This window comes from Streptomyces sp. B93, from assembly GCF_018070565.1.
Taxonomy (GTDB): domain Bacteria; phylum Actinomycetota; class Actinomycetes; order Streptomycetales; family Streptomycetaceae; genus Streptomyces.
This window is the reverse complement of the sequence record NZ_JAGPXL010000044.1, coordinates 1-22,888: the sequence shown is the minus strand read 5'-3', so window position 1 is coordinate 22,888 and position 22,888 is coordinate 1. Positions and strand designations below refer to the sequence as shown.

23 protein-coding genes are annotated in these 22,888 nt (G+C 72.0%); 11 read left to right on the top strand and 12 right to left on the bottom strand.

The window, feature by feature from the left end; genetic code table 11:
• Positions 1 to 12 precede the first annotated feature (12 nt).
• Together KBY47_RS29585 and KBY47_RS29580 are read left to right on the top strand one after the other, a co-directional pair.
• Positions 13 to 1,275, top strand: coding sequence for a VWA domain-containing protein (locus tag KBY47_RS29585; RefSeq protein WP_210926403.1), 1,263 nt, complete (start codon positions 13 to 15; stop codon positions 1,273 to 1,275).
• The gene (locus tag KBY47_RS29580; RefSeq protein WP_210926400.1) at positions 1,275 to 2,075 is read left to right on the top strand and encodes a hypothetical protein; all 801 of its coding nucleotides are present in this window, start codon (positions 1,275 to 1,277) and stop codon (positions 2,073 to 2,075) included. Before KBY47_RS29585 ends, KBY47_RS29580 begins: the two co-directional genes overlap by 1 nt.
• A gap of 42 nt (positions 2,076 to 2,117) precedes the next feature.
• Here KBY47_RS29580 and KBY47_RS29575 read toward each other — a convergent pair whose 3' ends face one another.
• Positions 2,118 to 2,750, bottom strand: a complete 633-nt coding sequence (locus KBY47_RS29575) for a helix-turn-helix domain-containing protein (RefSeq protein WP_210926398.1) — start codon at positions 2,748 to 2,750, stop codon at positions 2,118 to 2,120.
• 87 nt (positions 2,751 to 2,837) lie between these two features.
• On the opposite strand from KBY47_RS29575, the gene KBY47_RS29570 reads away from it, so the two are divergent.
• The 5 genes from KBY47_RS29570 to KBY47_RS29550 all read left to right on the top strand — a co-directional run bounded on the left by KBY47_RS29570 (position 2,838) and on the right by KBY47_RS29550 (position 6,215).
• Positions 2,838 to 4,046, top strand: coding sequence for a pyridoxal phosphate-dependent aminotransferase (locus KBY47_RS29570; RefSeq protein WP_210926396.1), 1,209 nt, complete (start codon positions 2,838 to 2,840; stop codon positions 4,044 to 4,046).
• 21 nt (positions 4,047 to 4,067) lie between these two features.
• On the top strand, positions 4,068 to 4,667 hold the full coding sequence (locus KBY47_RS29565) for a histidine phosphatase family protein (RefSeq protein WP_210926394.1): 600 nt from the start codon (positions 4,068 to 4,070) through the stop codon (positions 4,665 to 4,667).
• 44 nt (positions 4,668 to 4,711) lie between these two features.
• Positions 4,712 to 5,338 carry a hypothetical protein gene (locus KBY47_RS29560; RefSeq protein ID WP_210926392.1) on the top strand — a complete coding sequence of 209 codons (627 nt, stop codon included), beginning with the start codon at positions 4,712 to 4,714 and terminating at the stop codon, positions 5,336 to 5,338.
• Between the two features lie 59 nt (positions 5,339 to 5,397).
• A complete protein-coding gene (locus tag KBY47_RS29555) occupies positions 5,398 to 5,820 on the top strand; it encodes a thioesterase family protein (protein WP_210926390.1) in 423 nt (140 codons plus the stop codon).
• A 173-nt stretch (positions 5,821 to 5,993) separates the two neighbouring features.
• Positions 5,994 to 6,215, top strand: a complete 222-nt coding sequence (locus KBY47_RS29550) for a hypothetical protein (RefSeq protein ID WP_210926388.1) — start codon at positions 5,994 to 5,996, stop codon at positions 6,213 to 6,215.
• A gap of 18 nt (positions 6,216 to 6,233) precedes the next feature.
• Here the strand turns inward: KBY47_RS29550 and KBY47_RS29545 are convergent, their stop codons facing one another.
• From KBY47_RS29545 to KBY47_RS29515, 7 genes are all read right to left on the bottom strand, one after another.
• Positions 6,234 to 7,622, bottom strand: coding sequence for a nucleobase:cation symporter-2 family protein (locus KBY47_RS29545; protein WP_210926386.1), 1,389 nt, complete (start codon positions 7,620 to 7,622; stop codon positions 6,234 to 6,236).
• Between the two features lie 213 nt (positions 7,623 to 7,835).
• Positions 7,836 to 9,215, bottom strand: a complete 1,380-nt coding sequence (locus KBY47_RS29540; RefSeq protein WP_210926384.1) for an 8-oxoguanine deaminase — start codon at positions 9,213 to 9,215, stop codon at positions 7,836 to 7,838.
• A gap of 120 nt (positions 9,216 to 9,335) precedes the next feature.
• Positions 9,336 to 10,244 (bottom strand): factor-independent urate hydroxylase, encoded by a 909-nt coding sequence (pucL, locus tag KBY47_RS29535; protein WP_210926382.1) that lies wholly within the window; start codon positions 10,242 to 10,244, stop codon positions 9,336 to 9,338.
• A gap of 4 nt (positions 10,245 to 10,248) precedes the next feature.
• Positions 10,249 to 10,653 (bottom strand): hydroxyisourate hydrolase, encoded by a 405-nt coding sequence (gene uraH, locus KBY47_RS29530; protein ID WP_210926380.1) that lies wholly within the window; start codon positions 10,651 to 10,653, stop codon positions 10,249 to 10,251.
• Between the two features lie 7 nt (positions 10,654 to 10,660).
• On the bottom strand, positions 10,661 to 11,179 hold the full coding sequence (gene uraD / locus KBY47_RS29525; protein WP_210926378.1) for a 2-oxo-4-hydroxy-4-carboxy-5-ureidoimidazoline decarboxylase: 519 nt from the start codon (positions 11,177 to 11,179) through the stop codon (positions 10,661 to 10,663).
• A gap of 120 nt (positions 11,180 to 11,299) precedes the next feature.
• Entirely contained in the window at positions 11,300 to 11,611 is a 312-nt protein-coding gene (locus KBY47_RS29520; protein ID WP_210926473.1) for a helix-turn-helix domain-containing protein, read from the bottom strand.
• Positions 11,612 to 11,658: 47 nt separating this feature from the next.
• Entirely contained in the window at positions 11,659 to 11,910 is a 252-nt protein-coding gene (locus tag KBY47_RS29515; RefSeq protein ID WP_210926376.1) for a hypothetical protein, read from the bottom strand.
• 134 nt (positions 11,911 to 12,044) lie between these two features.
• Between KBY47_RS29515 and KBY47_RS29510 the strand changes: the two genes are divergently transcribed.
• From KBY47_RS29510 to KBY47_RS29495, 4 genes are all read left to right on the top strand, one after another.
• Positions 12,045 to 12,866 carry a TIM barrel protein gene (locus KBY47_RS29510; RefSeq protein WP_210926374.1) on the top strand — a complete coding sequence of 274 codons (822 nt, stop codon included), beginning with the start codon at positions 12,045 to 12,047 and terminating at the stop codon, positions 12,864 to 12,866.
• 24 nt (positions 12,867 to 12,890) lie between these two features.
• Positions 12,891 to 13,784: a 2-hydroxy-3-oxopropionate reductase gene (locus tag KBY47_RS29505; RefSeq protein ID WP_210926372.1), complete on the top strand. Its 894-nt coding sequence runs from the start codon at positions 12,891 to 12,893 to the stop codon at positions 13,782 to 13,784.
• 291 nt (positions 13,785 to 14,075) lie between these two features.
• Entirely contained in the window at positions 14,076 to 14,312 is a 237-nt protein-coding gene (locus KBY47_RS29500; RefSeq protein ID WP_210926365.1) for a hypothetical protein, read from the top strand.
• A gap of 161 nt (positions 14,313 to 14,473) precedes the next feature.
• Positions 14,474 to 15,079: a TIGR04222 domain-containing membrane protein gene (locus KBY47_RS29495; RefSeq protein WP_210926364.1), complete on the top strand. Its 606-nt coding sequence runs from the start codon at positions 14,474 to 14,476 to the stop codon at positions 15,077 to 15,079.
• 61 nt (positions 15,080 to 15,140) lie between these two features.
• Here KBY47_RS29495 and gcl read toward each other — a convergent pair whose 3' ends face one another.
• The 4 genes from gcl to KBY47_RS29475 all read right to left on the bottom strand — a co-directional run bounded on the left by gcl (position 15,141) and on the right by KBY47_RS29475 (position 22,809).
• Entirely contained in the window at positions 15,141 to 16,925 is a 1,785-nt protein-coding gene (gene gcl / locus KBY47_RS29490) for a glyoxylate carboligase (RefSeq protein WP_210926362.1), read from the bottom strand.
• Positions 16,926 to 17,134: 209 nt separating this feature from the next.
• Positions 17,135 to 18,220, bottom strand: a complete 1,086-nt coding sequence (locus KBY47_RS29485) for a lytic polysaccharide monooxygenase (protein ID WP_210926360.1) — start codon at positions 18,218 to 18,220, stop codon at positions 17,135 to 17,137.
• A gap of 125 nt (positions 18,221 to 18,345) precedes the next feature.
• Positions 18,346 to 20,565 carry a glycoside hydrolase family 6 protein gene (locus KBY47_RS29480; protein ID WP_210926357.1) on the bottom strand — a complete coding sequence of 740 codons (2,220 nt, stop codon included), beginning with the start codon at positions 20,563 to 20,565 and terminating at the stop codon, positions 18,346 to 18,348.
• Between the two features lie 39 nt (positions 20,566 to 20,604).
• The gene (locus tag KBY47_RS29475; RefSeq protein WP_210926355.1) at positions 20,605 to 22,809 is read right to left on the bottom strand and encodes a glycoside hydrolase family 3 N-terminal domain-containing protein; all 2,205 of its coding nucleotides are present in this window, start codon (positions 22,807 to 22,809) and stop codon (positions 20,605 to 20,607) included.
• Positions 22,810 to 22,888 lie beyond the last annotated feature (79 nt).

The following is a 22,888-nucleotide window of genomic DNA, read 5'->3' as shown; positions in this document are numbered from 1 at the left end:
TAGGATCCGGCGATGATCACAAGAAAACGGCTGGCGGCGGGAGCCTGTGTCCTGTTCGCCGCGCTGACGGCCGGGCTCGCGCTCCCGTCCACGGCGCTCGCCGACGAGACCACGGCCGCCGCGCCCAAGGTCAACCTGCTCCTGGACGTGAGCGGTTCGATGCGGGCGCGGGACATCGACGGGCAGTCACGGATGGCGGCGGCGAAGCAGGCGTTCAACGAGGTGCTGGACGCCACGCCCGAGGAGGTGCAGCTCGGCATCCGCACGCTGGGCGCCGACTATCCCGGCGACGACCGCAAGAAGGGATGCGAGGACACCGCGCAGCTCTACCCGGTCGGCCCGCTGGACCGCACCGAGGCGAAGGCGGCGGTGGCCACGCTGGCACCGACCGGCTGGACGCCGATCGGCCCGGCGCTGCTGGCCGCCGCCGACGACCTCGACGGCGGCACCGGTTCCAAGCGGATCGTGCTGATCAGCGACGGTGAGGACACCTGCGCCCCGCTCGACCCCTGTGAGGTGGCGCGGGAGATAGCCGCCAAGGGCATCGGCCTGACCATCGACACCCTCGGCCTGGTGCCCAACACCAAGATGCGCCGGCAGCTCAGCTGTATCGCCGAGGCGACCGGCGGCACCTACACCTCGGTCGAGCACGCCGACGAACTCTCGGACCGCGTGGGCCAGTTGGTGGACCGCGCCGCCGACCCCGTCGTGGTGCCGCAGCCCGCCGAGGGCGCCGACGCGTGCGCGCAGGCGCCGACGCTTCAGTCCGGTCTGTGGACGGACCGGGCCGAGTTCGGGCAGCAGCGCTGGTACCGGGTGGACGTGGAGCCGGGCCAGGAGCTGCGGGCCGCGGTGAGCGTGTCCGCCGACCGTGCGGTGAACCCGTCGTACGGCGTGCTGCTGCGGGCGGTCACGGTGCACGGCCGGGAGATCGTGCGCGGCGAGGCGGCGGGCGACGGCCGCACCGACGTGATCTCCACGGGCCTGCGCTACCCCAAGCGGGAGAGCGACGACGAGGAGTCGGCGGCGGAGACGGTGTGCCTCCAGGTCACCCACTCCTACTCGGGCGCCGACGGGGTCAAGACCACGCCGGGTCTGCCCGTCGAGCTGACCGTCGACGTGGTGGACGGCCCGGGTGGCTCCAGCGACGTGGCCTCCTTCGGCCTCGGGCGCGGCTGGTGGCTGCTGGGCGCGCTGATCCTTACCGGTTTCGTGGCCGGTCTGCTGTGGGGCTGGGTGTCCCGCTGGCGGGTCGCGGTGTGGAGGACCAACTGATGCGTATCACAAGGATGCTGGGCGCGGCCCTGCTGGCCCTCGGACTGGCCGCCGGACCGGCCGCCGCCGACTCCGCCTCGCCGAGCCCCTCGGACGACGACGGCGCCCCCACCGAGGCGGGCACCTCGTTCCGTACGGCGACGGAGATCGACCAGGACCAGACGGCCACGGCGAACGGCTCCGCGGGCGACTACCTGTACTGGTCCTTCCCGGCCGACACCGGCCAGCGCCCCACCGTGCGCGCCACGGTGAAGCTGCCCGAGACGCACGCCGCCGAGACCTGGCAGCTGGACGTGTACGACGGTCTGCGGCGCCGCCAGTCGTGCCAGTACGGGGCGCAGAGGCGCACCGCCGCGGCGGACGCGGCCTCCGTCGACCTGGCCTGCACCCTGCGTACGGTGCGGGCCTGGGCGGAGCCGTGGGCGAACGACCCGCTGCCCGGCACGTACTACGTCCGGCTCACCGCGACCGGCCTGAGGACCGGCGACCTCGGGCTGCCCGTGGGCGCCGAGATCCGGGTCGAGTCCAAGGACGTCGGCGGCTCGGCGGCGGTGGACGGTTCGCTGGGCGAGCCGCTGGTGCCGGGCATCGCGGTGACCTCGGCGCGGGAGGACGAGGACGACTCCCCGGCGGCCGTGCTGTCGGCCATCGACCCGGACGACGGCTGGGCCTCCGGCTGGTGGTCCGACCGCTGGGTGTGGACCGGGGTGGGCGGCGCGCTGGCGGCGCTCGCGGGTGTCGCCGGATACCGCCTGACGCGGGGTCCGGGGCGGCCGTCCCGGGTGCCACCGGGCGTGTGACATGACCTCAGGGGGCCCGCCGGGTGCGGGCCCCCTGCCGTTTCAGCCCTCCCGCAGCGCCTTGGCGAGGGTCCCGTCGCCCTGGACGCCGATACGGCCGTCCCGCACCCCCTCCCCCACGGTCAGCTCGCCGCGCGCGACCGCCGTGCATGTGCCGGTGTCCAGCACCAGCCGGGCGTCGGGTTCGGCGGGGGCGGGCCCGTCGCCGTAGAGGGGCCGCCCGTCGTCCGGGGCGCCCGTGTGCAGGTGGAAGACGCCTTCCTCCAGCCGTACTTCGACGAGCCCGTCGCCCTCCAGGCCGCGCAGCAGCGGCAGCGCGAACCAGTGTGCGCGCACGGCGTCCGTGGGCCGCCGCTCCCCCAGTTCGGGCTCCCCCCACTCCCCCAGCGCTTGCAGGACGGGCAGCAGGTCCCGGCCGCGCGGGGTGAGTTCGTAGACGTAGGCCGCCGCGGGCGGCGGCAGCCGTCGGCGTTCGGCCAGCCCGTCGCGCTCCATGTCCTTCAGCCGGGACGCCAGGACGTCGGTGCTGACGCCCGGCAGGTCCGCGTGCAGATCGGTGTAGCGGCGCGGCCCGGCGAGGAGTTCACGGACGATCAGCAGGGTCCAGCGGTCTCCCACGGCGTCGAGCGCGCGGGCGGTGGAGCAGTACTGGTCGTAGCTTCGACGAGGTGACATGCGACGCAGTCTAGACATGTCGTTGGACTTTCCAAGCTGGCACTTGGTAAAACCAAGCAACACCACGAACCGGAGGGGCGAGCGCGCATGGAGTTCCGGCAGTCGAGCAAGCTGAGCGAGGTCTGCTACGAGATCCGCGGCCCGGTGATCGAGCACGCCAACGCGCTGGAGGAGGCGGGCCACAGCGTGCTCCGCCTGAACACCGGCAACCCGGCCCTGTTCGGCTTCGAGGCGCCGGAGGAGATCCTCCAGGACATGATCCGGATGCTCCCCCGGGCACACGGCTACACCGACTCCCGCGGCGTCCTCTCCGCCCGCCGCGCCGTCGCCCAGCGCTACCAGACCCTCGGCCTCGAGGTGGACGTCGACGACGTGTTCCTCGGCAACGGCGTCTCGGAGCTGGTGTCGATGGCCGTACAGGCGCTGCTCGAGGACGGCGACGAGATCCTGATCCCCGCCCCCGACTTCCCCCTCTGGACGGCGGTGACCACCCTCGCGGGCGGCAGGGCGGTGCACTACCTCTGCGACGAACAGGCCGAGTGGTACCCGGACCTGGCCGACATGGAATCGAAGATCACCGACCGCACCAAGGCCGTGGTCATCATCAACCCCAACAACCCCACGGGCGCGGTCTACCCCAAGGAGATCGTCGAGGGCATCCTCGACCTGGCCCGCAGGCACGGCCTGATGGTCTTCGCCGACGAGATCTACGACCAGATCCTCTACGACGACGCGGTCCACCACTGCGCCGCCGCCCTCGCCCCCGACCTGGTCGTCCTCACCTTCTGCGGCCTGTCCAAGACCTACCGGGTGGCGGGCTTCCGCTCCGGCTGGCTGGTGGTGACCGGCCCCCGGCAGCACGCGCGGAACTACCTGGAGGGCCTGACCATGCTGGCCTCCATGCGCCTGTGCGCCAACGCGCCCGCCCAGTACGCCATCCAGGCCGCGCTCGGCGGCCGTCAGTCCATCCGGGAACTGACCGCGCCCGGCGGACGGCTGCGCGAGCAGCGCGACGTGGCCTTCGAGAAGCTCAACGAGATCCCCGGCGTCTCCTGCGTGAAACCCAAGGGCGCCCTGTACGCCTTCCCGCGCCTCGACCCCAAGGTCCACCGGATCCACGACGACGAGAGGTTCGTCCTCGACCTGCTGCTCCGCGAGAAGATCCAGGTCGTCCAGGGCACCGGCTTCAACTGGCCCACCCCCGACCACTTCCGCATCCTCACCCTCCCGCACGCCGACGACCTGGAGGCGGCGATCGGCAGGATCGGCAGGTTCCTGAGCGGGTACCGCCAGTGACCGAGGCTTAGCCTGTGCCTCATGGCTGATCTCTTTCTGGTCCGGCACGGTGAGACCGAGTGGTCCCGTTCCGGGCGGCACACCGGGCTGACGGACGTACCCCTGACCGAGCAGGGCCGCCAGGAGGCGCGGCGGCTGGTGCCGATGATCCGCTCGCACCGGATCGGCGCCGCCTTCGTGAGCCCCTCGCAGCGGGCCCGGGAGACCGCCGAGCTGATCGGACTGACCGACGTGCGCGTCGACGCGGACCTGCACGAGTGGGACTACGGCGCCTACGAGGGCGTCACCACCGTCGAGATCCACCGTGAGCGGCCGGGCTGGTTCCTGTTCACGGACGGCGTCGAGGCCGGTCCGCCGGACCACCCCGGGGAGAGCCCCAAGGAGGTCGGGGAACGGGCCGACCGGGTGCTCGCCAAGGTCGACGCGGCGCTCGCCAACACCGAGGGGTGCGTGGTGCTGGTGGCGCACGGACACTTCCTGCGGGTGCTCACCGCCCGGCGGCTGGGCCTGCCGCCCGCCGACGGGGCGCTGTTCCAGCTGGCGACCGGGACGGTGTGCCGACTGAGCACCGAGCACGGGCGGCCGGTGATCGCCGCCTGGAATGTCAGACCCGGGTCGTAGCCTTCGAGTCAGTGGAGGACCACCACGCCCGGAGGGAGCGCGCCGTGACCCGACCGCCGACCGCCGCCCAGCGGCGTGTGATCGAGAGCGCCGACCCCGTCACCGGGCGCCTGCGGGTCGGTACGGAGGCGCAGCTCGCGGCGCTGGTCAAGCGCGGGCTCGCCTTCCGGCACCCCCGGCCGCCGCACGACCACTTCCTGACCCCGGCCGGGCACCGGACGCGGGAGGCGGTCACCGCGCCCGCGGAGCCCGCCGCCCCCGACGACACCGGGGTGTTCGCCGCGCGGGTCGGCGGTGAGGAGCAGCCGCCGGAGGCGTCGCCGGCCCGGGTGCGCCAGGTGCACAGCGCCTGGCAGGGCCTCGTCGAGCTGCGCCGGATGACCAACCCGGACGGGGCGACGGACCGGCCCTGCGGCTGGGAGCGCGGCCATCTGGTGCGGGCCGCCGCGCTCGCCCTGGAGGCCGCCGGACACCACCCGGCCGGGCCGGACGGCGACGGCTACCGGGTGCGGGCGACCCCACAGCCCGAGGCCGTCGCCGTGTACGCGCCGGACGCCGAGGCGCTGCGCGGCTGCGCGGCCACCCTGGAGAAGGCTGGCTGGCAGACCGGCGAGCACACCGAGCCCCGTACCCGCGCCCACTATGTGCTGGCCTCGCCGCGCAGGGCGTGAGGGGCGTGCCAGGATCGGTGCAGAGACCATCGAGGGCGAGAACGCACGAAGGGGAAGTCGTGAGCGAGCCGTTTTCCGTACCGGTCACCGTCCGCGGGTACGAGACCGACGTCCAGGGCCACCTCAACCAGGCCGTGTACCTCAACTACGCCGAACACGCCCGCTGGGCGCTGCTCCAGGCCGCCGGGATCAGCCAGACCGGCCTGATCGGCAGGGGCGTGGGACCGGTCGCCCTGGAGACCACCATCCGCTACAAGCGGGAACTGCTCGCCGGTGACGAGGTGTCGGTGACCTGCGTGTTCGAGTGGGGTGGCGGCAAGACGTTCCGCATCGGGCAGACCATCGTCAAGGCGGACGGCACGGTGGCGGCCGAGGTGAGCGCCGTGGGCGGACTGCTGGACCTCAAGGCCCGCAAGCTGGTGGCGAATCCGCAGGACTACTTCAAGGAACTGGCGACGGACCCGGCCGTGTTCGGACTCTGACCGCCTGCCGCGCGAGCCGCCCGGCACCGGACGGCCCTCGCGGGCAGCCTCTCAACTTGCCTCAGCCGGAGCTGAGTTCATCGTCACAGACCGGCAAGCCCCGGGCCCCCTGGATGTCACGGCGCCGGTCGAGACTCCCTGGTGAGCGGTGCGGCGATCCAACGGGGGCTCGCATGGGCGACTACACGCCGGAGATCGACGACCTCGTGTTCGACGAGGCGACCCACAGGGTGGGCCGTGTCGTCGACCGCGTCGGCCCCTACTGGCAGCTCAGGCCGCCCGGCGGCGGCCGGGAGTGGGACGCCCACGGCCCCCTGCGCCCGGCCACCCTCGCGGAACGTCTGTCGTCCGAGGTGGCCCTGGTCAACGCCCGCAGCCGACGCGGTCCGGCCTGAGCGCGCGGAGTCGGTCTGTCAGGGCCTGGCCGGGGTCGCACCGCTGATCTCCTCGCCCGCCTCCATCGGGTGGGTGACGTCGCGGGCATCGCGGGCGTCCCGGTCGCGGCCCAGGTGGTTGAAGACCAGGTTGAGCAGGACCGCGGCGACGCAGCCGGTGGAGATGCCGGAGTCCAGGACGATCCTCGCGGTCTCCGGGAAGGCGTGGTAGAACTCCGGCGCGGTGATCGGGATGATGCCGACGGCCAGCGACACGGCGACGATCAGGACGTTGTTGTCCTTGTCGAGGCCCGCCCGGACCAGGGTCTGGATGCCGCTGGCAGCGACCGACCCGAACAGGACGACGCCCGCGCCGCCGAGCACCGGACGGGGTACGACGGCGATGAGCGAGGCGGCCACCGGGCACAGGCCCATCAGGACCAGGAAGCCGCCGCCCACGGCGACGACGTACCGGCTGCGGATCCTCGTCATCGCGACCAGGCCGATGTTCTGGGCGAAGGCGCTGCACATGAAGCCGTTGAACAGCGGGCTGACGGCCGAGCCGAGGGTGTCGGCGCGCAGGCCCGCGGCGATGGTCTTCTCGTCCGCCGGGCGGTCGACGATCTCGCCCAACGCCAGCATGTCGGCGGTGGACTCGGTCATCGAGACGACCATCACCACGCACATCGAGATGATCGCCGCGGTCTGGAACTGCGGGGCGCCGAAGTGGAAGGGCGTCGGGAAGCCGACGACGTCCGCGTCCGCCACCGGGGAGAAGTCGGTGACGCCGAGCGGGACGGCGATGACCGTGCCGACGACCAGGCCCAGCAGGACGGCGATCTGCTTGACGAAGCCGCGGGTGAAGCGGCGCAACAGCAGGACGATCACGAGGGTGGCGCCCGCGAGGCCCAGGTTGGTCGCCGAGCCGTAGTCGTCCGCCGTGGGGCTCGCGCCCTGGGCCCAGCCGAAGGCGACCGGCAGCAGGGAGATGCCGATGAGGGTGATGACCGTACCGGTGACGACGGGCGGGAAGAAGCGGATCGCCTTGCTGAAGAAGGGGGCGGCGACGAAGCCCAGCAGGCCCGCGACGATGACCGCGCCGAAGATGACGGGCAGCGCGTCGTCCTTGTCGCCGGTGGCGGCGACGATGGCGAGCATGGGCGCGACCCCGGCGAAGGTGACGCCGTTGACGAAGGGCAGCCGGGCGCCGATGTTCCAGATGCCGAGGGTCTGGAGGAAGGTGGCGAGGCCCGCGGTGAACAGGCAGGCGCCGGTGAGGAAGGTCAGATCGGTGGCGGTCAGACCGATGGCCGCGCCGACGATCAGGGGCGGGGCGACGACTCCGGCGTACATGGCGGCGACGTGTTGCAGGCCGGTGGTCGCCATCTTGAGGGCGGGGAGTTTCTCGTCGACGGGGTGGGCGGACACGGGCGGCTCCTCCGGTCGGTTGACGGCACGTCGGCTCTGACGTGGGTTTCAAGGAGGTGGTGCGCGGTCGTGCGGGACCGTGGAGAGGGGACGGGGTGGCCGTTCCGGGGCGCACATGTCCATGCACGCCCCGGAGACGGCCGCCATGGACCCCGCTCGGGTCCACGGCCACCGGCCGGGAGCCGTCCCTCCCGGCCGGAGATCTTCGACTGGTCAGCCCTGTGCGGCGATCCGCGCCAGCCGCCGCGCCTCGGCCCGCGTGGAGCGGGCGATCTCGTCCTCGTCGACGGTGAGCAGCCGTCCGTCCTGGACGATCTGCTCACCGTTCACGAAGGAGGCGGTGACCGGGGCGGCGGCGCCGAAGACCAGCGCGGTGACCGGGTCGGCGATGGAGGCGTGGGCGAGGGTGTCCAGCTTCCACAGCACCAGGTCGGCCAGCTTGCCGGGTTCCAGCGAGCCGGTCTCGGCGGCCCGGCCGAGGACCTGGGCACCGCCGTAGGTGCCCAGGCGCAGCGCCTGACGGGCGTTCAGGGCGGCCTCGCGGTGGGCGCCCAGGCGGTTGATGAGCAGGGCGTTGCGCAGTTCGGTGTGGAGTTCGCCGGACTCGTTGGACGCGGTGCCGTCGACGCCGAGGCCGACGGGGACACCGGCCGCCAGCATGTCGGGGACGCGGGCGATGCCCGCCGCGAGCCGGGCGTTGGACGACGGACAGTGGGCGACACCGGTCTTCGTGCGGGCGAAGGCGGCGATGTCGGAGTCGTTCATATGGACGCAGTGCGCCATCCACACGTCCTCGCCGAGCCAGCCGGTGGACTCGAAGTAGTCGGTCGGGCCCATGCCGAACAGCTCGTGGCAGAACTTCTCCTCCTCGACGGTCTCACTGCCGTGGGTGTGCAGTCGTACGCCGAGACGGCGGGCCAGCGCGGCGCCCTCGCGCATGAGTTCGGTGGAGACGGAGAACGGGGAGCAGGGCGCCACGGCGATCCGGGTCATGGCGCCGAAGGAGAAGTCGTGGTGCCGGTTGACGGTCTCCTCGGTGGCGGCGAGGGCGCCTTCCAGGGTCTCGACGGCGAAGTCCGGGGGCAGGCCGCCGTCCTTCTCGCCGCGGTCCATGGAACCGCGGGCGAGGGTGAAGCGTACGCCCGTCTCGCGGGCGGCGCGGATGACGGCGCCGGACAGGTCGCCTGAGCCGCGCGGGTAGACGTAGTGGTGGTCCATGGCGGTGGTGACACCGCCGCGGGCCATCATGGCGAGGGAGCCGCGCGCCGCGGCGTACACCATCGGCTCGTCGATGCGCGCCCAGGTCGGGTAGAGGGCGACGAGCCAGTCGAAGAGGTTGTGGTCGGTGGCCAGGCCCCGGGTGATCCACTGGTAGAAGTGGTGGTGGGTGTTGACCAGGCCGGGGGTCACGAGGTGGCCGGTGGCGTCGATACGGCGTCCGACGTCCGCCAGGCCCTCGGGGGCCCGGCCCGCGCCGACCGCCTCGATGCGGTTGCCCGCGACGACCAGGTACCCGTCGGTGTACTCGGTGTCGTCCGCGTCGACGGTCGCGATCGCGCAGTTCTCGATGACGGTGCGCCGGTCTGCTGCCATGGTTCGTCCTTTGCGCTGGGATGGAGGGGGCACGGCAGGACCCTGGGAGGTTTGAGTGCCGTGGCCGGGGGGCGGGTTCCCCGGCCACGGGTGCCGAAAGGGAGGTGCGGGGCGGGTGGGTCAGAGGTTGGTGAGGTCCGCCGGTATGCGCGCCTCGCAGCCGTCCCGCAGGACGGTGCCCTCGATCAGGCCGTAGGGCCGGTCGGCGGCGTAGTACACAGCACCGTCGGCGGTGTCGTTCTTCAGCCCGAACGGCTCCAGGTCCACGAGGAAGTGGTGCTTGTTCGGGAGGGAGAAGCGGACCTCGTCGATCTCCTCGCGGTGGTCGATGATCCGGGTGCCCATCTGGTACAGCGTCTGCTGGAGGGAGAGCGAGTACGTCTCGGCGAAGGCGTGCAGCAGGTGCCGCTTGGTCTGCTCGTAGGAGGTGTCCCAGTCCGGCATGTCCTGGGCGTCGCCGGTCCAGTTGTACCGCCAGCGGGCGGAGACCTCGGTGGCCAGGATGCGGTCGTACGCCTCCTTCAGGGTCGTGTACTCGTCCTTGACGTAGCCCCAGAACTCGGAGTCGGTGGAGTTCATGACGACCAGGTCCTTCAGCCCGGACACCACCTCCCAGGACGACCCGTCGTAGGTGATCTGCGTCAGCCGGGTCTCCTGGCCCTTGCGGACGAAGGAGTGCTCGCCCTCGGAGCCGGGGGCCTCGATCCGCTCCCAGGCGTACTCCTCGATCCGGATGCGGGCGCGGTGGATGGGTTCCTGGCTGGTGACGAAGTGCCGGGCGAGGTGGATGCCGAACTGCTCGGCGGAGTCGACGCCGTGCTCCCTGGCGAACGCGTACACCGTGTTCTTGGTGGTGTCGGTCGGCAGGACGTTGGTGTTGGAGCCGGAGTAGTGGACGTCGTCCATGTCGCCGCTCAGCGACACCGACACGTTCAGGTCCTTGATGTGGTGGGTGGCGCCGTCCCGCGTGATCTTCACGACGCGGTTCTCCGCCTTGCCGTACTGGTTCTGGCCGAGAATCGTGGGCATAGAGCTAGCTCCCTCGGTAAACGGAGTAGCCGAACGGGTTGAGCAGCAGCGGTACGTGGTAGTGCTCGCCGGGCACGACGGCGAAGGTGATCGCCACCTCCGGGAAGAACACCGCGGGACCGCTGTCCCGATTCGCGGGGGCGTCCTGCTGCGCATCGGCTTGCTTCTTCTGCATGTGCTCGAAGTACGGCTCCACGGCGAAGTCGAGCCGTACGTGGGTGGTGCCCTCCGGCAGCGCCGGGAGGTCCTTGCACCGGCCGTCCGCGTCGGTCGCGGAGCCGCCGAGCGCCCGCCAGCCGGCGTCACGTCCGGCGCGGGCCGCGAGGTGCACGGCGACGCCCTCGGCGGGGCGGCCGACACTGGTGTCCAGGATGTGGGTGGAGACGGAGGCGGTGGTGCTGGTGCTCATGGGGTGGTCAGTCCTCTGCGACGGGTTCGACGAGCCGGGCCAGACGGATGCGGTTGATCTTCCCCAGTTCGGTGCGGACGATCTCCCGCTCCACCTCCGGCGGGTTGCCGATCCGCTCCCGGAGCGCGTCGCGCATCTCCTCGCCGGAGCGGCCGGTGGCACAGATCAGGAAGACATGGCCGAACTTCTCCTGGTACGCCAGGTTCAGCTCCAGCATCTCGGCCTTCAGCGCGTCGGAGGCGTCCGCCATGCCGCGCTGTTCTCGGGCGGAGGTGGGGTCGCCGGGCTCGGGGCGGCCGATCGGGGGGTGTCCGGCCGTGGCCTCGTCGAGGTCGGCGGGGGTGAGCCCGGCCATGGCGGCGTCGCTGGCGGCGTACAGGTCCTCGGGGGTGGGGTACGGGCGGGCGGCCACCAGCCGCCGCGCCCAGGCGCCGGAGGCGCACGCGTCGAGAAGTGCGGCGAGGGCGGTGTGTTCCTCGTCGGCGTTGAAGCGGGCCAGGCCCGGCGGCGTGGGAGTGGACGTCACGGGAGCCTCCGTGGCCTTGTGTCGAACGGGCTGCGGACAGCTAACGCGCTCCGCCGAACGCCGTCAACACTTTGTTGAAAATTTCGGGTTACGGAACCCGACGGCTCCCCCCGGACCCCCTCAAGCCCCCTTCTCCCGGTTGAGGTAGTTGTAGACCGTGAAGCGGCTGACCCCCAGCGCACCGGCCACGGTCTCCACACCGTGCCGCACGGAGAAGGCGCCGCGCGCCTCCAGCACCCGTACGACCTCCTGCTTCGCCTTGCGGTCCAGCTCGGCGAGCGGCTTGCCCTTCTTGCGCTCCATGGCGGCCAGGATGTGGTCCAGGGAGTCCGCGAGCTGCGGCAGCCGCACCGCGACGACGTCGGCGCCCTCCCAGGCGAGGACGACATCGTCGGGACCGGCCTCGTCGGGCGGGAGCATCTCCCCGCCCATGGCGTCGACCAGCGGCTTCACGGCCGTGATGAAGGGCTCGTCACCGGTCACCGGTCGCCCTCCTCGACCACGTTGACCTGGAGCGAGACCCGGGTGGCGCCCGCCTCCAGCGTCCTGCGCAGCAGCGCGTCCAGCGCGGCGAGCACCGCGTCCGCCCGCCCCTCCGCGGTGTTGCCGAACGGCCCGACGTCCACCGCGTCCAGCTCGGCGGCCTCGACGACCTCACGGGCGACCAGCGCGTGCGCGGGGGCCTCGTCGAGGTCGAAGGGCTCGGTCGTGAATTCCACTCTCAGTCGCACGCGCTCAACCTAACGCGCGGTGAGGCGTTCCGCCGAGCCCTCTTGACAAGGTCCGCAGCTCGGCGGCAGTCTTCCAGTAAGCAGAAAGCAACTTCCATATTGCGGAAGTACATACAGGAAGGGAGCGCCGCGACATGGGATTCGCAGAGCAGCGCTTCAACGTCAACCTGTCGATCCTCTTCACGGAACTCCCGCTCCTTCAGCGCCCCGCGGCAGCCGCCGCGGCCGGTTTCACCGCGGTCGAGCTGTGGTGGCCCTGGGTCGACTCCCCCACCCCCGAGCAGGCCGAACTCGACGCGCTGAAGCGGGCGATCGAGGAGGCCGGGGTCCGGCTCAACGGTCTGAACTTCTACGCCGGACAGCTGCCGGGCCCGGACCGGGGCGCCCTGTCGGTCCCGGGCGAGGAGTCGGAGCGGTTCCGCGCCAACATCGACGTCGCCGCCGAGTTCGCCGGGTCGCTCGGCTGTACGGCGCTCAACGCGCTCTACGGCAACCGCGTCGAGGGCGTCGACCCGGCCGAGCAGGACGCGCTGGCACTGGAGAACCTCGTCCTGGCCGCGCGGGCCGCCGACCGGATCGGCGCGGTCTTGCTGATCGAGGCGCTGAACGCGCCCGAGTCGCCGCGCTACCCGCTGGTGTCGGCCCCGGCCGCCGTGGGGATCGTCGACAAGGTCAACGAGGCCACCGGCCTGGGCAACGCCCGCTTCCTGATGGACCTGTACCACCTGGCCAAGAACGGCGAGGACCTGCCGCAGGTGATCGCCGACTACGCGGAGAAGACCGGGCACGTCCAGATCGCCGACAGCCCGGGCCGCGGCGCCCCCGGCACGGGTTCGCTCCCGCTGGAGGAGCTGCTCGACCAGCTGGCGAAGGCCGGTTACGACGGCTGGGTCGGCCTGGAGTACAAGCCGGGTGACCGGCCGAGCGCCGAGACCTTCGACTGGCTGTCCCGCTGACCCCGTCACCCGAGAGGCACCCTCATGAGCAACACACTGCCCAAGATCGCCTGGATAGGCCTCGGCATCATGGGCTCCCCCATGTCGGAGAACCTGATCAAGGCGGGCTACGACGTCACCGGGTACACCCTGGAGCGGGAGAAGCTGGACCGGCTCACCGCCGCGGGGGGCACCGCCGCCGCCTCCGTCGCCGAGGCCGTGCGCGGGGCCGACGTCATCATCACGATGGTGCCCGCCTCCCCGCAGGTCGAGGCGATCGCCTACGGCCCCGACGGCATCCTGGACAACGCCCGCTCCGGCGCCCTGCTGATCGACATGTCCTCGATCACCCCGCAGACCTCCGTCGACCTGGCGAGGGCGGCGCGGGACAAGGGCGTACGGGTGCTGGACGCCCCGGTGTCCGGCGGTGAGGCCGGTGCCGTGGAGGCCGTGCTGTCCATCATGGTCGGCGGCGAGCAGGCCGACTTCGACGAGGCCCGCCCGGTCTTCGAGGCGCTGGGCAGGACCATCGTGCTGTGCGGTCCGCACGGCTCGGGCCAGACGGTGAAGGCGGCCAACCAGCTGATCGTCGCCGTCAACATCCAGGCCTGCGCTGAGGCCGTGGTCTTCCTGGAGAAGTCGGGCGTGGACCTGGGGGCCGCGCTGGACGTGCTGAACGGCGGCCTCGCGGGCTCGACCGTCCTCACCCGCAAGAAGGACAACTTCCTGAACCGGGACTTCCGGCCGGGCTTCCGCATCGACCTGCACCACAAGGACATGGGCATCGTCACCGACGCCGCCCGCACCGTCGGCGCGGCCCTGCCCGTCGGCGCCGTGGTCGCCCAGCTGGTCGCCTCCCTGCGCGCGCAGGGCGACGGCGGACTGGACCACTCCGCGCTGCTGCGCGCGGTCGAGCGCCTGTCCGGCGCCCGGCTCTGAGACCTCCGGGCGGCGCCCGTTCGCCGACACTGTCCTGTCGCGCCCAGGCGGACGGACGCCGCCCGGAACCCGACTCCCTTCCCGCGTCCCGCCCGCCTGGCGGTCCGCACGCGGGAAGGGTGACGACCGCGGCGGTGTGCGAGCCAGTGCGGTGGTGAAGGAACCGGGCCCCCTTCTCGACCTGAGGGAAGGGCGCTTCGGCGCCGTCGCCTCCGCCGCGGTCCCGGCACGTTCCCGGCCTCCTCCCTCGCCCGGGGTGCGAAAGCGCCCCGGGCGCAGGAGTCTGAAGGCATGGCACACCCGACACAGCATCCGCACATCGTGGTCCACTCCCCGGCCCTGGACGGCTCCCGTCGGGTCACGGAGGGCGACGAGACGCTGGGCATCGCCACGCACATCGACGACGTGAGCGAGATCCTGCGGCTGGCCGATCTGTACGTGACCGATGTCGAGGGGACGGACCTCATCGAGTGGCAGGGCGGCGGCCCGGACGACTGGCCGGGGCTGTCGGAGCACCACGACGCGTGAACCCCGTCTACGGCACGGGGCGTACACCGGCTACGGCACCCTCAAATCAACCTCTGAACCCGCGCCCAAAGGGCTTCAACAGCCCCGGGGAGCGGGCATTCTGCCGTCACACGGGGCCCGCCGGCACGGGGGCGGCGGGCCCCGTGCACGGGGGCGAGGTGATGGTGGTGTACGGAGGCGACGGGGACAACGCGAGCCGGCCGGTCCGTCTGGAGCGGCTGGATCCACAGGAGATCGCGCTGCTGCGGGGTGGTCCCCGCGCGGCCGTCACCGTGGCGGTGCTGGCGCTGCATCTGCGCGGCGCGGTGCTGCCCGGCCGGCCGGGAGCGCCGGGCGCCGGTCCGCTGGACGCGGACACCACGGGCAGCCCGCTGGAGTTCGCCGTGTGCAAGGCCCTGGACGGGACCAGCGGACCGCGCGAACTGGCGCGGGACCCCGGCGTACGGCTGGCGGTGGCCCGGATGCGGATCCCGCTCGCGGAGGCAGGGCTGCTGCGCTATCCGCTGCTCGGCCCCACCCGCGCCACCCGGCGCGGGGTGCGGGCGCTGCGCCGACGGCATCCGCTGCCCGAGACCCGGCGCGGCCTCACCGACGACGCCAGGCTGCTCGCCGTCGCCCTGCACGGCGAGGCGGCCCTGCGGGTGGTGGCGCCGCGCTTCGCGCTGCGGGCGGGTCTGGCCGCCCGGGCCGAGGTGGCGGACGGCGGGCTGCTGCGGCACTCCTCGCGGAACGGCTTCGCCGGCTTCGGGGACGGCGGCGGGGACTGACCGGTGGAGCGCACGCCGAAGGGGCGGCCCCGTGGTGGGGCCGCCCCTGGCGCCGGCCGGGTCAGACCCTCAGGGGCCTGATCGCCGTCGGCGCGTGGCCGGGTTCGGTCGCGATCTCCTCGAACTCCACGACGTTGCCGATGTCGTTGGTGGTCGACATGGAGATGTTGGTGACGCGCTCCAGGATCGCCTCCACGACGACCGGCACCCGGTACTCGGCGGCGAGCTTCCTGGCCTGTTCGAAGGCGGCGCCCAGCTCGGCGGGGTCGGTCACCCGGATCGCCTTGCAGCCCAGGCCCTCGGCGACCTTGACGTGGTCGACGCCGTAGCCGCCCAGCTCGGGCGAGTTGACGTTCTCAAACTCCAGGTTGACCTGGAAGTCGATGTCGAACGCCCGCTGTGCCTGCCGGATCAGGCCCAGGTAGGAGTTGTTCACCAGGACGTGGACGTAGGGGATGCGGTGCTGGGCGCCGACGGCCAGTTCCTCGATCAGGAACTGGAAGTCGTAGTCCCCGGAGAGGGCGACGACCAGGGCGTCCGGGTCGGCCTTGGCGACGCCGAGGGCGGCGGGGAGGGTCCAGCCGAGGGGGCCCGCCTGGCCGCAGTTGATCCAGTGCCGCGGCTTGTAGACGTGCAGCATCTGGGCGCCCGCGATCTGGGAGAGGCCGATCGTGGAGACGTACCGGGTCTCCGGGCCGAAGGCCTTGTTCATCTCCTCGTAGACGCGCTGCGGTTTGATCGGGATGTCGTCGAAGTGGGTACGGCGCTGGAGGCGGGCCCGCCTGTCCTGGGCGGCGGCGGCCCAGGCGGAGCGGTCGGGGAGCGCGCCGGACGCCTTGAGTTCGCGGGCGGCCTCGACGAAGAGTCGCAGGGCGGCCCCGGCGTCGGAGGCGATGCCGTAGTCGGGGGCGAAGATCCTGCCGATCTGGGTGGGTTCGATGTCGACGTGCACGAACGTCCGCCCGGCGGTGTAGACGTCGAGCCTGCCAGTGTGGCGGTTGGCCCAGCGGTTGCCGATGCCGAGGACGAAGTCGGACTCCAGGAAGGTCGCGTTGCCGTGCCGGTGGGAGGTCTGGAGGCCGACCATGCCCGCGTTCAGCTCGTGGTCGTCGGGCAGGACGCCCCAGCCCATCAGGGTCGGCACGACCGGGGTGCCGGTCAGTTCGGCGAACTCGACCAGCAGGTCGGCGGCGTCGGCGTTGATGACACCGCCGCCCGCGACGATCAGCGGGCGCTCGGCGGCGTTCAGCATGCCGAGCGCCTTGTCGATCTGGGCGCGGGTCGCGGCGGGCTTGTAGACCGGCAGCGGCGCGTAGGTCTCCGGGTCGAACTCGATCTCGGTGAGCTGGACGTCGACCGGCAGGTCGATCAGGACCGGACCGGGGCGCCCGGAGCGCATCAGGTGGAAGGCCTGCTGGAAGACCCCGGGTACCTGGGCGGCCTCCAGGACGGTGACCGCCATCTTGGTCACCGGGGCCGCGATGGAGGCGATGTCGACGGCCTGGAAGTCCTCCTTGTGGATCGCGGAGGTGGGGGCCTGGCCGGTGATGCACAGGATCGGGATGGAGTCGCCGATGGCCGAGTAGAGGCCCGTGATCATGTCGGTCCCGGCCGGTCCCGAGGTGCCGACACAGACGCCGATGTTGCCGGGGCGGGTGCGGGTGTAGCCCTCGGCCATGTGCGAGGCGCCCTCGACATGGCGGGCGAGGGTATGGGTGATCCCGCCGGAGGCCTTCAGCGCCGCGTAGAACGGGTTGATCGCCGCGCCCGGCACCCCGAACGCGTCGCTGACGCCCTCGCGCTTGAGGATCTCGACTGCCGCGCGGGCAGCGGTCATACGAGCCATTGAGTACTCCTGCTTCGGCTGTCGGTTCGCACTCCCGTCGCGCCCCGCGGTGAGCACTTCCGTAGCAATTCCGTATAGCGAAATTTCTTTTCTACGATCTGGAAGTAATGTAGGTCGGTGCGCGGACACCGTCAAGACGCGCGGCCGGACACGGGACGGCGCCGGTCCCCCGAGGGGAACCGGCGCCGGTGGAGCGGACCGTGCTTCGGCTACGGGTTGACGCAGCCGATCGAGCCGACCGGGAAGTTGTTGCCGGTCGAGGTGGCGGTGAAGCCGAACGTGACACTGCCGTCGGCGGCGATGGTCCGGTTGTGGTCGGCGTTGCTGACCTTGACCGTGCCGTCGCTGCCCGTACTGAGCACGCCGTTCCACACACTGCTGATCCGGGTGCCGTCACCCGGCTTCCACTGCACGGCCCAGCCGTTCTTCGCCGTGGTGCCGTGGTTCATCACCTGGACGGAACCCTGGAAGCCGCCGCCCCAGGCGTTGGTCACCTCGTAGACGGCCATGCAGCCGGTGTGCGGGTCGGTCGGGTCCGGCGTCGGGTCGGTCGGGTCCGGGGTCGGGTCGCCGCCGCCCGGGTTGTTGATGCCGGTCACCTCGCCGTTGCCACCGTCGAAGACGATGTCGGAGCAGGAGAAGAAGTTCTCGTTGCTGTCCGAACGCACCCACTGGATGAACAGGACCGCGTTGCCCGACCGGCCCGAGGGCAGGTTCAGGTCCCAGTAGTAGTGACCGGACTCGCTGCCCACCGAACCGGACTGCGGCGGGTTGGTCACCGTCTGGATCAGCTCCAGGTCACCCCAGCCCAGCGGGGAGGTCGGCGAGTAGCCGGGCTTGGAGAGGTACACCCGGAAGTCACCCGGGTGCGCCGCCCAGTTGCTGTACTTCACCCGCATCGTCTTGCCCGAGGTGAGGTGCGTGCGGGGCCAGTCGGAGCGGGCGGCGTTGTAGGCGGAGAAGTCGTACGGGGACCGGTTGCCGGCGCTGCACAGCGTGCCGTCCGGGACATAGCCGGCGCCCCGTCCGGCCGCGTTGGAGTCCAGCACCGCGAACCAGTTGTACAGCGGGGTCGCCCCGCTCTGGTTGAGCGCGGCCCGGCACGCGGGGTTGGTCGGGTTGAGGGCGCCCGTACTGCTCTGGCCGTCCAGATAGCAGAGGTAGGTCCGCGATCCGGGCATCATCGCCACGCCGTGCGCCTTGGCGTTGCCCTGTGCAAGCAGGGCCAGGCCCAGCCCGCTGAGCAGGGTCGCGAGCACCGCCATCAAGGAGACGATGCGTTTGGGTCGTGCCATGGTGCCTCCTGTGCCTGTGTGGGGAGGTGTGCGGGTCGTGCCGCGCCCTCGCGGGGCGTCTGGAGCCCCCGCCCGTCCGGGGAGTGGTCGCGCCGGACGGGCGAGGGGATCGTGGGGAGAGCCGGTCAGCTGGGCGGGGTGCCCCAGGCCAGCTCGGTGCCGAGGTAGACGGGGATCTTCGGGGCGTCGGTGTAGGAGGTGACGGTGGCGCGGCTGTGGTCGTCGGACTCGTCGAAGGCGGACCAGTCCGACTTGGCCATCCGCAGCTGGATGTCGCCGGTGTTCCCGCCCGCGGCGACCGTGCCGCTTCTGAAGGAGACCTCCAGGTAGGCGTCCGCGCCCGGTACCGGCGTGCTCAGCGGCACCACCCGCAGGCTGACGTTCGAGCAGCCGACGGCGGCGTAGTCGCACCAGGCGCTGACCGTGGATGAACCGCCGTCCCGGGTGAAGTAGTACCGGGCCGTCACCCCGCTGAGGTCCAGCGGGCCGGTGCCGGTGTTGACGATGCGCAGGCCGGGCCGGATCGCGTTGTCCGCCACCGAGGCGTCGTTGTTCTTGTAGAGGACCTTGACGCCACCGACCGGGTCGGGACCGCCCCCGTCACCCGTGCCGGTGGTGACCGTCAGCGCGGCGGAGGGCGCGGAGACGTTCCCGGCGGCGTCCCGGGCGCGGACGGTGTAGGCGTAGGCGGTGGCGGCGGTCAGGCCGGTGTCCGTGAACGAGGTGGTGGTGACCGGCGCCGAGGTGACCCGGGTGCCGTCGCGGTACACGTCGTAGCCGGTGACGCCGGTGTCGTCGGTCGACGCCGTCCAGGCCAGCGAGACGCTGCCGGCGGTCTGCGCGGTGGAGCGCAGCCCGGTCGGCGCGGTCGGGGCGGTGGTGTCACCGCCGCTGCCGCCGTCGTCGCCCACGGCCGGGTGGGCGTTGCGCACCAGCATGGCGAACTGCTCGTGGAACCAGTGTCCGGCGAGCGGGGCGCCCTCCATCGCGCCGGTCTTGTTGCCGCCCGCGTTGGGTGCCGTGTACGTCGGGTCGCACATGGGGTCGAGGTGCTTGCCCTCGTCGTTGGGGATCTCGGTGCTGGACCCGTCCGACTCCCCCGGCGGCTTCACCCACAGGAACGCGTCGAGCCGGGAGTCGGGGTACCCGGAGGGCGCGGCCTGCGGGGGCTGGCCGAGTCCGGCACCGTTGACGTTGCACCACAGGCCGCGGTGGGTCCTGCGGTCGATCTTGGACTCGCTGACGTAGGTGTCGAGGGTGGTGCTGGTGCTCTCGGCGGTGGGCCGGCCCGGGCCGCCCCAGCCGTTGCGGGAGGTGTCCACGATCATGCCGGTGGAGGCGGGCCAGCCCGCGCTGACCAGCGCGCGGTGCAGGTTGGCGGTGAAGTCCGACTCGTCGAAGTTCGAGTTCCACTCGTAGTACTTGCCCGACCTGATCTGGTTGCCGCCGACCTGCTTGGTCGGGTCGGGCAGGAACGGCTCGGCGAGCGGCGTGTAGTTGGAGACGTTGGTGACGAGCCCGTCGACGCTGCTCAGCCCGGCGCGGGTGCCCCGGGCTACCTCGGTGTACAGCTGAACGTTCCCGCTCAGGTTGTTGTCCCAGCCGAGCCAGCCGGAGTGCGCGAAGTCGAGGTAGGTGTAGACGTTGGGGATGGCGTGCAGCTGGTCCAGGGCGTAGCGCACGGCGTCGGCGTAGATGCCGCTGCTCTTGGCCTGGGCGCACTCGGGGTCGGAGGTGTTGGTGACCAGGTTCGGCAGGCCGTCGGGCTCGATGACGGTGGTGATCCGGATGTCCTGGTACTTCGGGTTCTTGAAGACGTTCGCGATGACGTCGATGTACTCGCTCTTGTAGCGGGCCAGCCCGGCCGCGGTGAGCGGCAGTTCGCCGTTGGAGGCGAGGGCGGCGCAGTCCCGGCCCGGCAGGTCGTACACCACGAAGGTCGCGGTGATCGGCTGTCCCGGCTTCTTCTGGGCGAGGGCGAGATCGAGGTGGTCGGCGAGGCTCTTGCGGCCCGCGTTCGCCTCGCCGCCGTGGATGGCGGCGATGCGGTCCAGCCAGACGGCCGTCGGGTTGTTCTTGACCTGCTCCATCTTCGCCTTGAGGGTGGCGTCACTGGTGCGGGCGATGGAGGTGTCGACGAGTTCGGCGTAGTCGGGGTTGACGTAGAAGGTGGCCCCGGCGAACGGGTTGTCGACATGAGCCTCGGCCGCCGCCGCCGACGACGGCCCGGACAACTGGGCCGCGGTCGCCGGCAGCAGGGTGCTGAGCACGGCGGCCATGGCGGCCGACCGCTTCCGGCGCGGGCGGCGCGGGCCGGGGCCCGTGCGTCTGCTCCGGTCTGTCATGTGCCCTCCTTGGGGTACGGGTGTTCCGTGCGGGGTGGTTCAGCCGGTGACACAGCGCGGGACGGGACTGCCCGCGCTGCCGTTCGCGGTGTAGCCGAACGAGGTGGTCGCCCCCGGCGACAGCGCGCCGTTGGACGAGGTGTTGCGTACGGTGGCCCGGCCGTCGGCGACGGTGAGGGTGCCGTTCCAGAGGCTGGTGATGCTCGCCCCGTCCAGCGCCCAGTCGACGGTCCAGCCGGACGTGGGGGCGGTCCCGGTGTTCTTGACGGTGATCTCGGCCTGGTGGCCGCCGGGCCAGGAGTTGACGAGCCGGAAGTCGGCGGTGCAGCCGCCCACCGGGTCGGGATCGGGGTCGGGGCCGGGACCGGGGTCCGTGCCGTCGTACGTCAGCCCGTGCCCGTAGGGGAACAGCGGGCTCTTGCCGTCGCCGTCGTTGACGGGCTGCTGGGAGGCGCTGCGCATCCAGCTCACCGGGAGCTTGCCGGTCGGCGCGTGGTCGCCGAAGAGCACGTCGGCGACGCCCGCGCCCTCGGTGCCGGGCAGCCAGGCCGCCAGCAGGGCCCGCCAGTCCGGCAGTTGGGCGGCGATGTCGAGCGGGCGCCCGGAGACCAGGACCACGGCGACGGGCACGCCGCTCGCCTTCAGCCGGGCCAGTGTCGCGAGGTCCTCCTGGTCGAGGCCCATCGCGCCGGGCCGGTCGCCGCGCCCCTCGGCGTAGGGGGTCTCGCCGACGACGGCGACGGCGGCCGTGTAGCTGCCGTCGATGCCGTTGCCGTACCGGTCGTACGTCACCCGGGACGGGTCGGTGACGGCGGCGCGGATGCCCTGGAGGATCGTGGTGCCCTCGGTGACGGGTCCGCTGCGGCCCTGCCAGCCGACGGTCCAGCCGCCGCTCTGGTTGCCGATGTCGTCGGCGTTCTTCCCGGCTACGAACACCTTCGCCGACTTCGGCAGCGGCAGCAGCCCGCCGTCGTTCTTCAGCAGCACCTGCGACTCGCGCACCGCCTGCCGGGCGAGGGAGCGGTGGGCGGCGGAGCCGACGGTGGAGGTGTACGAGCGGTCGGTCAACGGCCTTTCGAAAAGGCCCAGTTCGAACTTCTTGGTGAGGATGCGCCGGTTGGCGTCGTCGACCCGGGCCATGGGGACACGCCCGGCGTTCACCTCACCCCGCAGGAGGCTGAGAAAGCGGGTGTAGTCGTGCGGGACCATCACCATGTCGACGCCCGCGTTGACGGCGGTGGCGATCTCCGCGCCGGTGAAGCCGCTCTGCCCGTCGAGCTGGTCGACGGCGGCCCAGTCGGAGACGACGAACCCGGTGAAGCCCAGCTCGCCCTTGAGGACATCGGTGACCAGGTACCGGTGGGCGTGCGACCGCACCCCGTTCCAGCTGCTGTACGACAGCATCACCGAGCCGACGCCCCGCCGTACCGCCTCGGTGAACGGCGGCAGGTGCACCGCCCGCAGCTCCGCCTCGGACAGTTCGGTGTTGCCCTGGTCCACTCCCCCGGTGGTGCCGCCGTCGCCGAGGTAGTGCTTGGCGGTGGTGAGCACGGAGGCCGGGTCGGCGCCCAGCGTCGGCCCCTGCATCCCGGTGATGAACGAGGTCATGGCGGTGGGCAGTTCGGGCTTCTCACCGAAGGACTCGTAGGTGCGCCCCCACCGGTCGTTGCGCACCACGCACAGGCACGGGGCGAACGACCAGTCGATGCCGGTGCCCGCCACCTCCTCGGCCACCGCCCGCCCGACGCGCTCCACCAGTTCGGGGTCGCGGGTGGCGCCCAGGCCGATGTTGTGCGGGAAGAGCGTGGCGCCGCGTACCGCGTTGTGGCCGTGCACCGCGTCGATGCCGTAGATCACCGGGATGCCGAGCGGGGTGGTCAGCGCGGTGCGCTGGAGGGAGTCGTAGGTGTCGGCCCAGGTCTGGGCGTTGTTGGGGCTGACCGTGGAGTCCCCGCCGGAGAGCACCGAGCCGATGCGGTACGTGGCCAGGTCCGACTGCGGGACCAGGGCCTCCTTCTCGATCTGCGTCATCTGGCCGAGCTTGTCGTCCAGCGTCATCCGGGCCAGCAGGTCGTCGACCCGCTGCGGCACCGGGAGCGACGGGTCCTGGTAGGGCAGCGCGGCGGTGGCCACGGCGGGTTCGGGGGGCGGGGCCGCGCCGGTCAGGCCGGTGACGGCGAGGGCGGCGGCGCAGAGCGCGGCGACGAGTGCCGGGCGGCGGGACGGCAAGGGGCTCGGACGCATGGGCGGGGGCCTTTCCGGGTGCGGGCCGGAGGCGGGCGAGTGCGGTGCGAGGGCTGCGTGGGGGGGGTGCGTTGGGGGG

Bases quoted from the DNA above. Each gene is read 5' to 3' on its own strand.
- KBY47_RS29520 (WP_210926473.1), bottom strand. From the start codon at position 11,611: ATGGGCGGGGAGATGCTCCCGCCCGACGAGGCCGGTCCCGACGATGTC.
- uraH (WP_210926380.1), bottom strand. From the start codon at position 10,653: ATGAGCACCAGCACCACCGCCTCCGTCTCCACCCACATCCTGGACACC.
- pucL (WP_210926382.1), bottom strand. From the start codon at position 10,244: ATGCCCACGATTCTCGGCCAGAACCAGTACGGCAAGGCGGAGAACCGC.
- gcl (WP_210926362.1), bottom strand. From the start codon at position 16,925: ATGGCTCGTATGACCGCTGCCCGCGCGGCAGTCGAGATCCTCAAGCGC.
- KBY47_RS29550 (WP_210926388.1), top strand. From the start codon at position 5,994: ATGGGCGACTACACGCCGGAGATCGACGACCTCGTGTTCGACGAGGCG.
- KBY47_RS29505 (WP_210926372.1), top strand. From the start codon at position 12,891: ATGAGCAACACACTGCCCAAGATCGCCTGGATAGGCCTCGGCATCATG.
- KBY47_RS29475 (WP_210926355.1), bottom strand. From the start codon at position 22,809: ATGCGTCCGAGCCCCTTGCCGTCCCGCCGCCCGGCACTCGTCGCCGCG.
- KBY47_RS29585 (WP_210926403.1), top strand. From the start codon at position 13: ATGATCACAAGAAAACGGCTGGCGGCGGGAGCCTGTGTCCTGTTCGCC.
- KBY47_RS29540 (WP_210926384.1), bottom strand. From the start codon at position 9,215: ATGGCAGCAGACCGGCGCACCGTCATCGAGAACTGCGCGATCGCGACC.
- KBY47_RS29570 (WP_210926396.1), top strand. From the start codon at position 2,838: ATGGAGTTCCGGCAGTCGAGCAAGCTGAGCGAGGTCTGCTACGAGATC.
- KBY47_RS29495 (WP_210926364.1), top strand. From the start codon at position 14,474: ATGGTGGTGTACGGAGGCGACGGGGACAACGCGAGCCGGCCGGTCCGT.
- KBY47_RS29510 (WP_210926374.1), top strand. From the start codon at position 12,045: ATGGGATTCGCAGAGCAGCGCTTCAACGTCAACCTGTCGATCCTCTTC.
- KBY47_RS29575 (WP_210926398.1), bottom strand. From the start codon at position 2,750: ATGTCACCTCGTCGAAGCTACGACCAGTACTGCTCCACCGCCCGCGCG.
- KBY47_RS29480 (WP_210926357.1), bottom strand. From the start codon at position 20,565: ATGACAGACCGGAGCAGACGCACGGGCCCCGGCCCGCGCCGCCCGCGC.
- KBY47_RS29500 (WP_210926365.1), top strand. From the start codon at position 14,076: ATGGCACACCCGACACAGCATCCGCACATCGTGGTCCACTCCCCGGCC.
- KBY47_RS29565 (WP_210926394.1), top strand. From the start codon at position 4,068: ATGGCTGATCTCTTTCTGGTCCGGCACGGTGAGACCGAGTGGTCCCGT.
- KBY47_RS29580 (WP_210926400.1), top strand. From the start codon at position 1,275: ATGCGTATCACAAGGATGCTGGGCGCGGCCCTGCTGGCCCTCGGACTG.
- KBY47_RS29485 (WP_210926360.1), bottom strand. From the start codon at position 18,220: ATGGCACGACCCAAACGCATCGTCTCCTTGATGGCGGTGCTCGCGACC.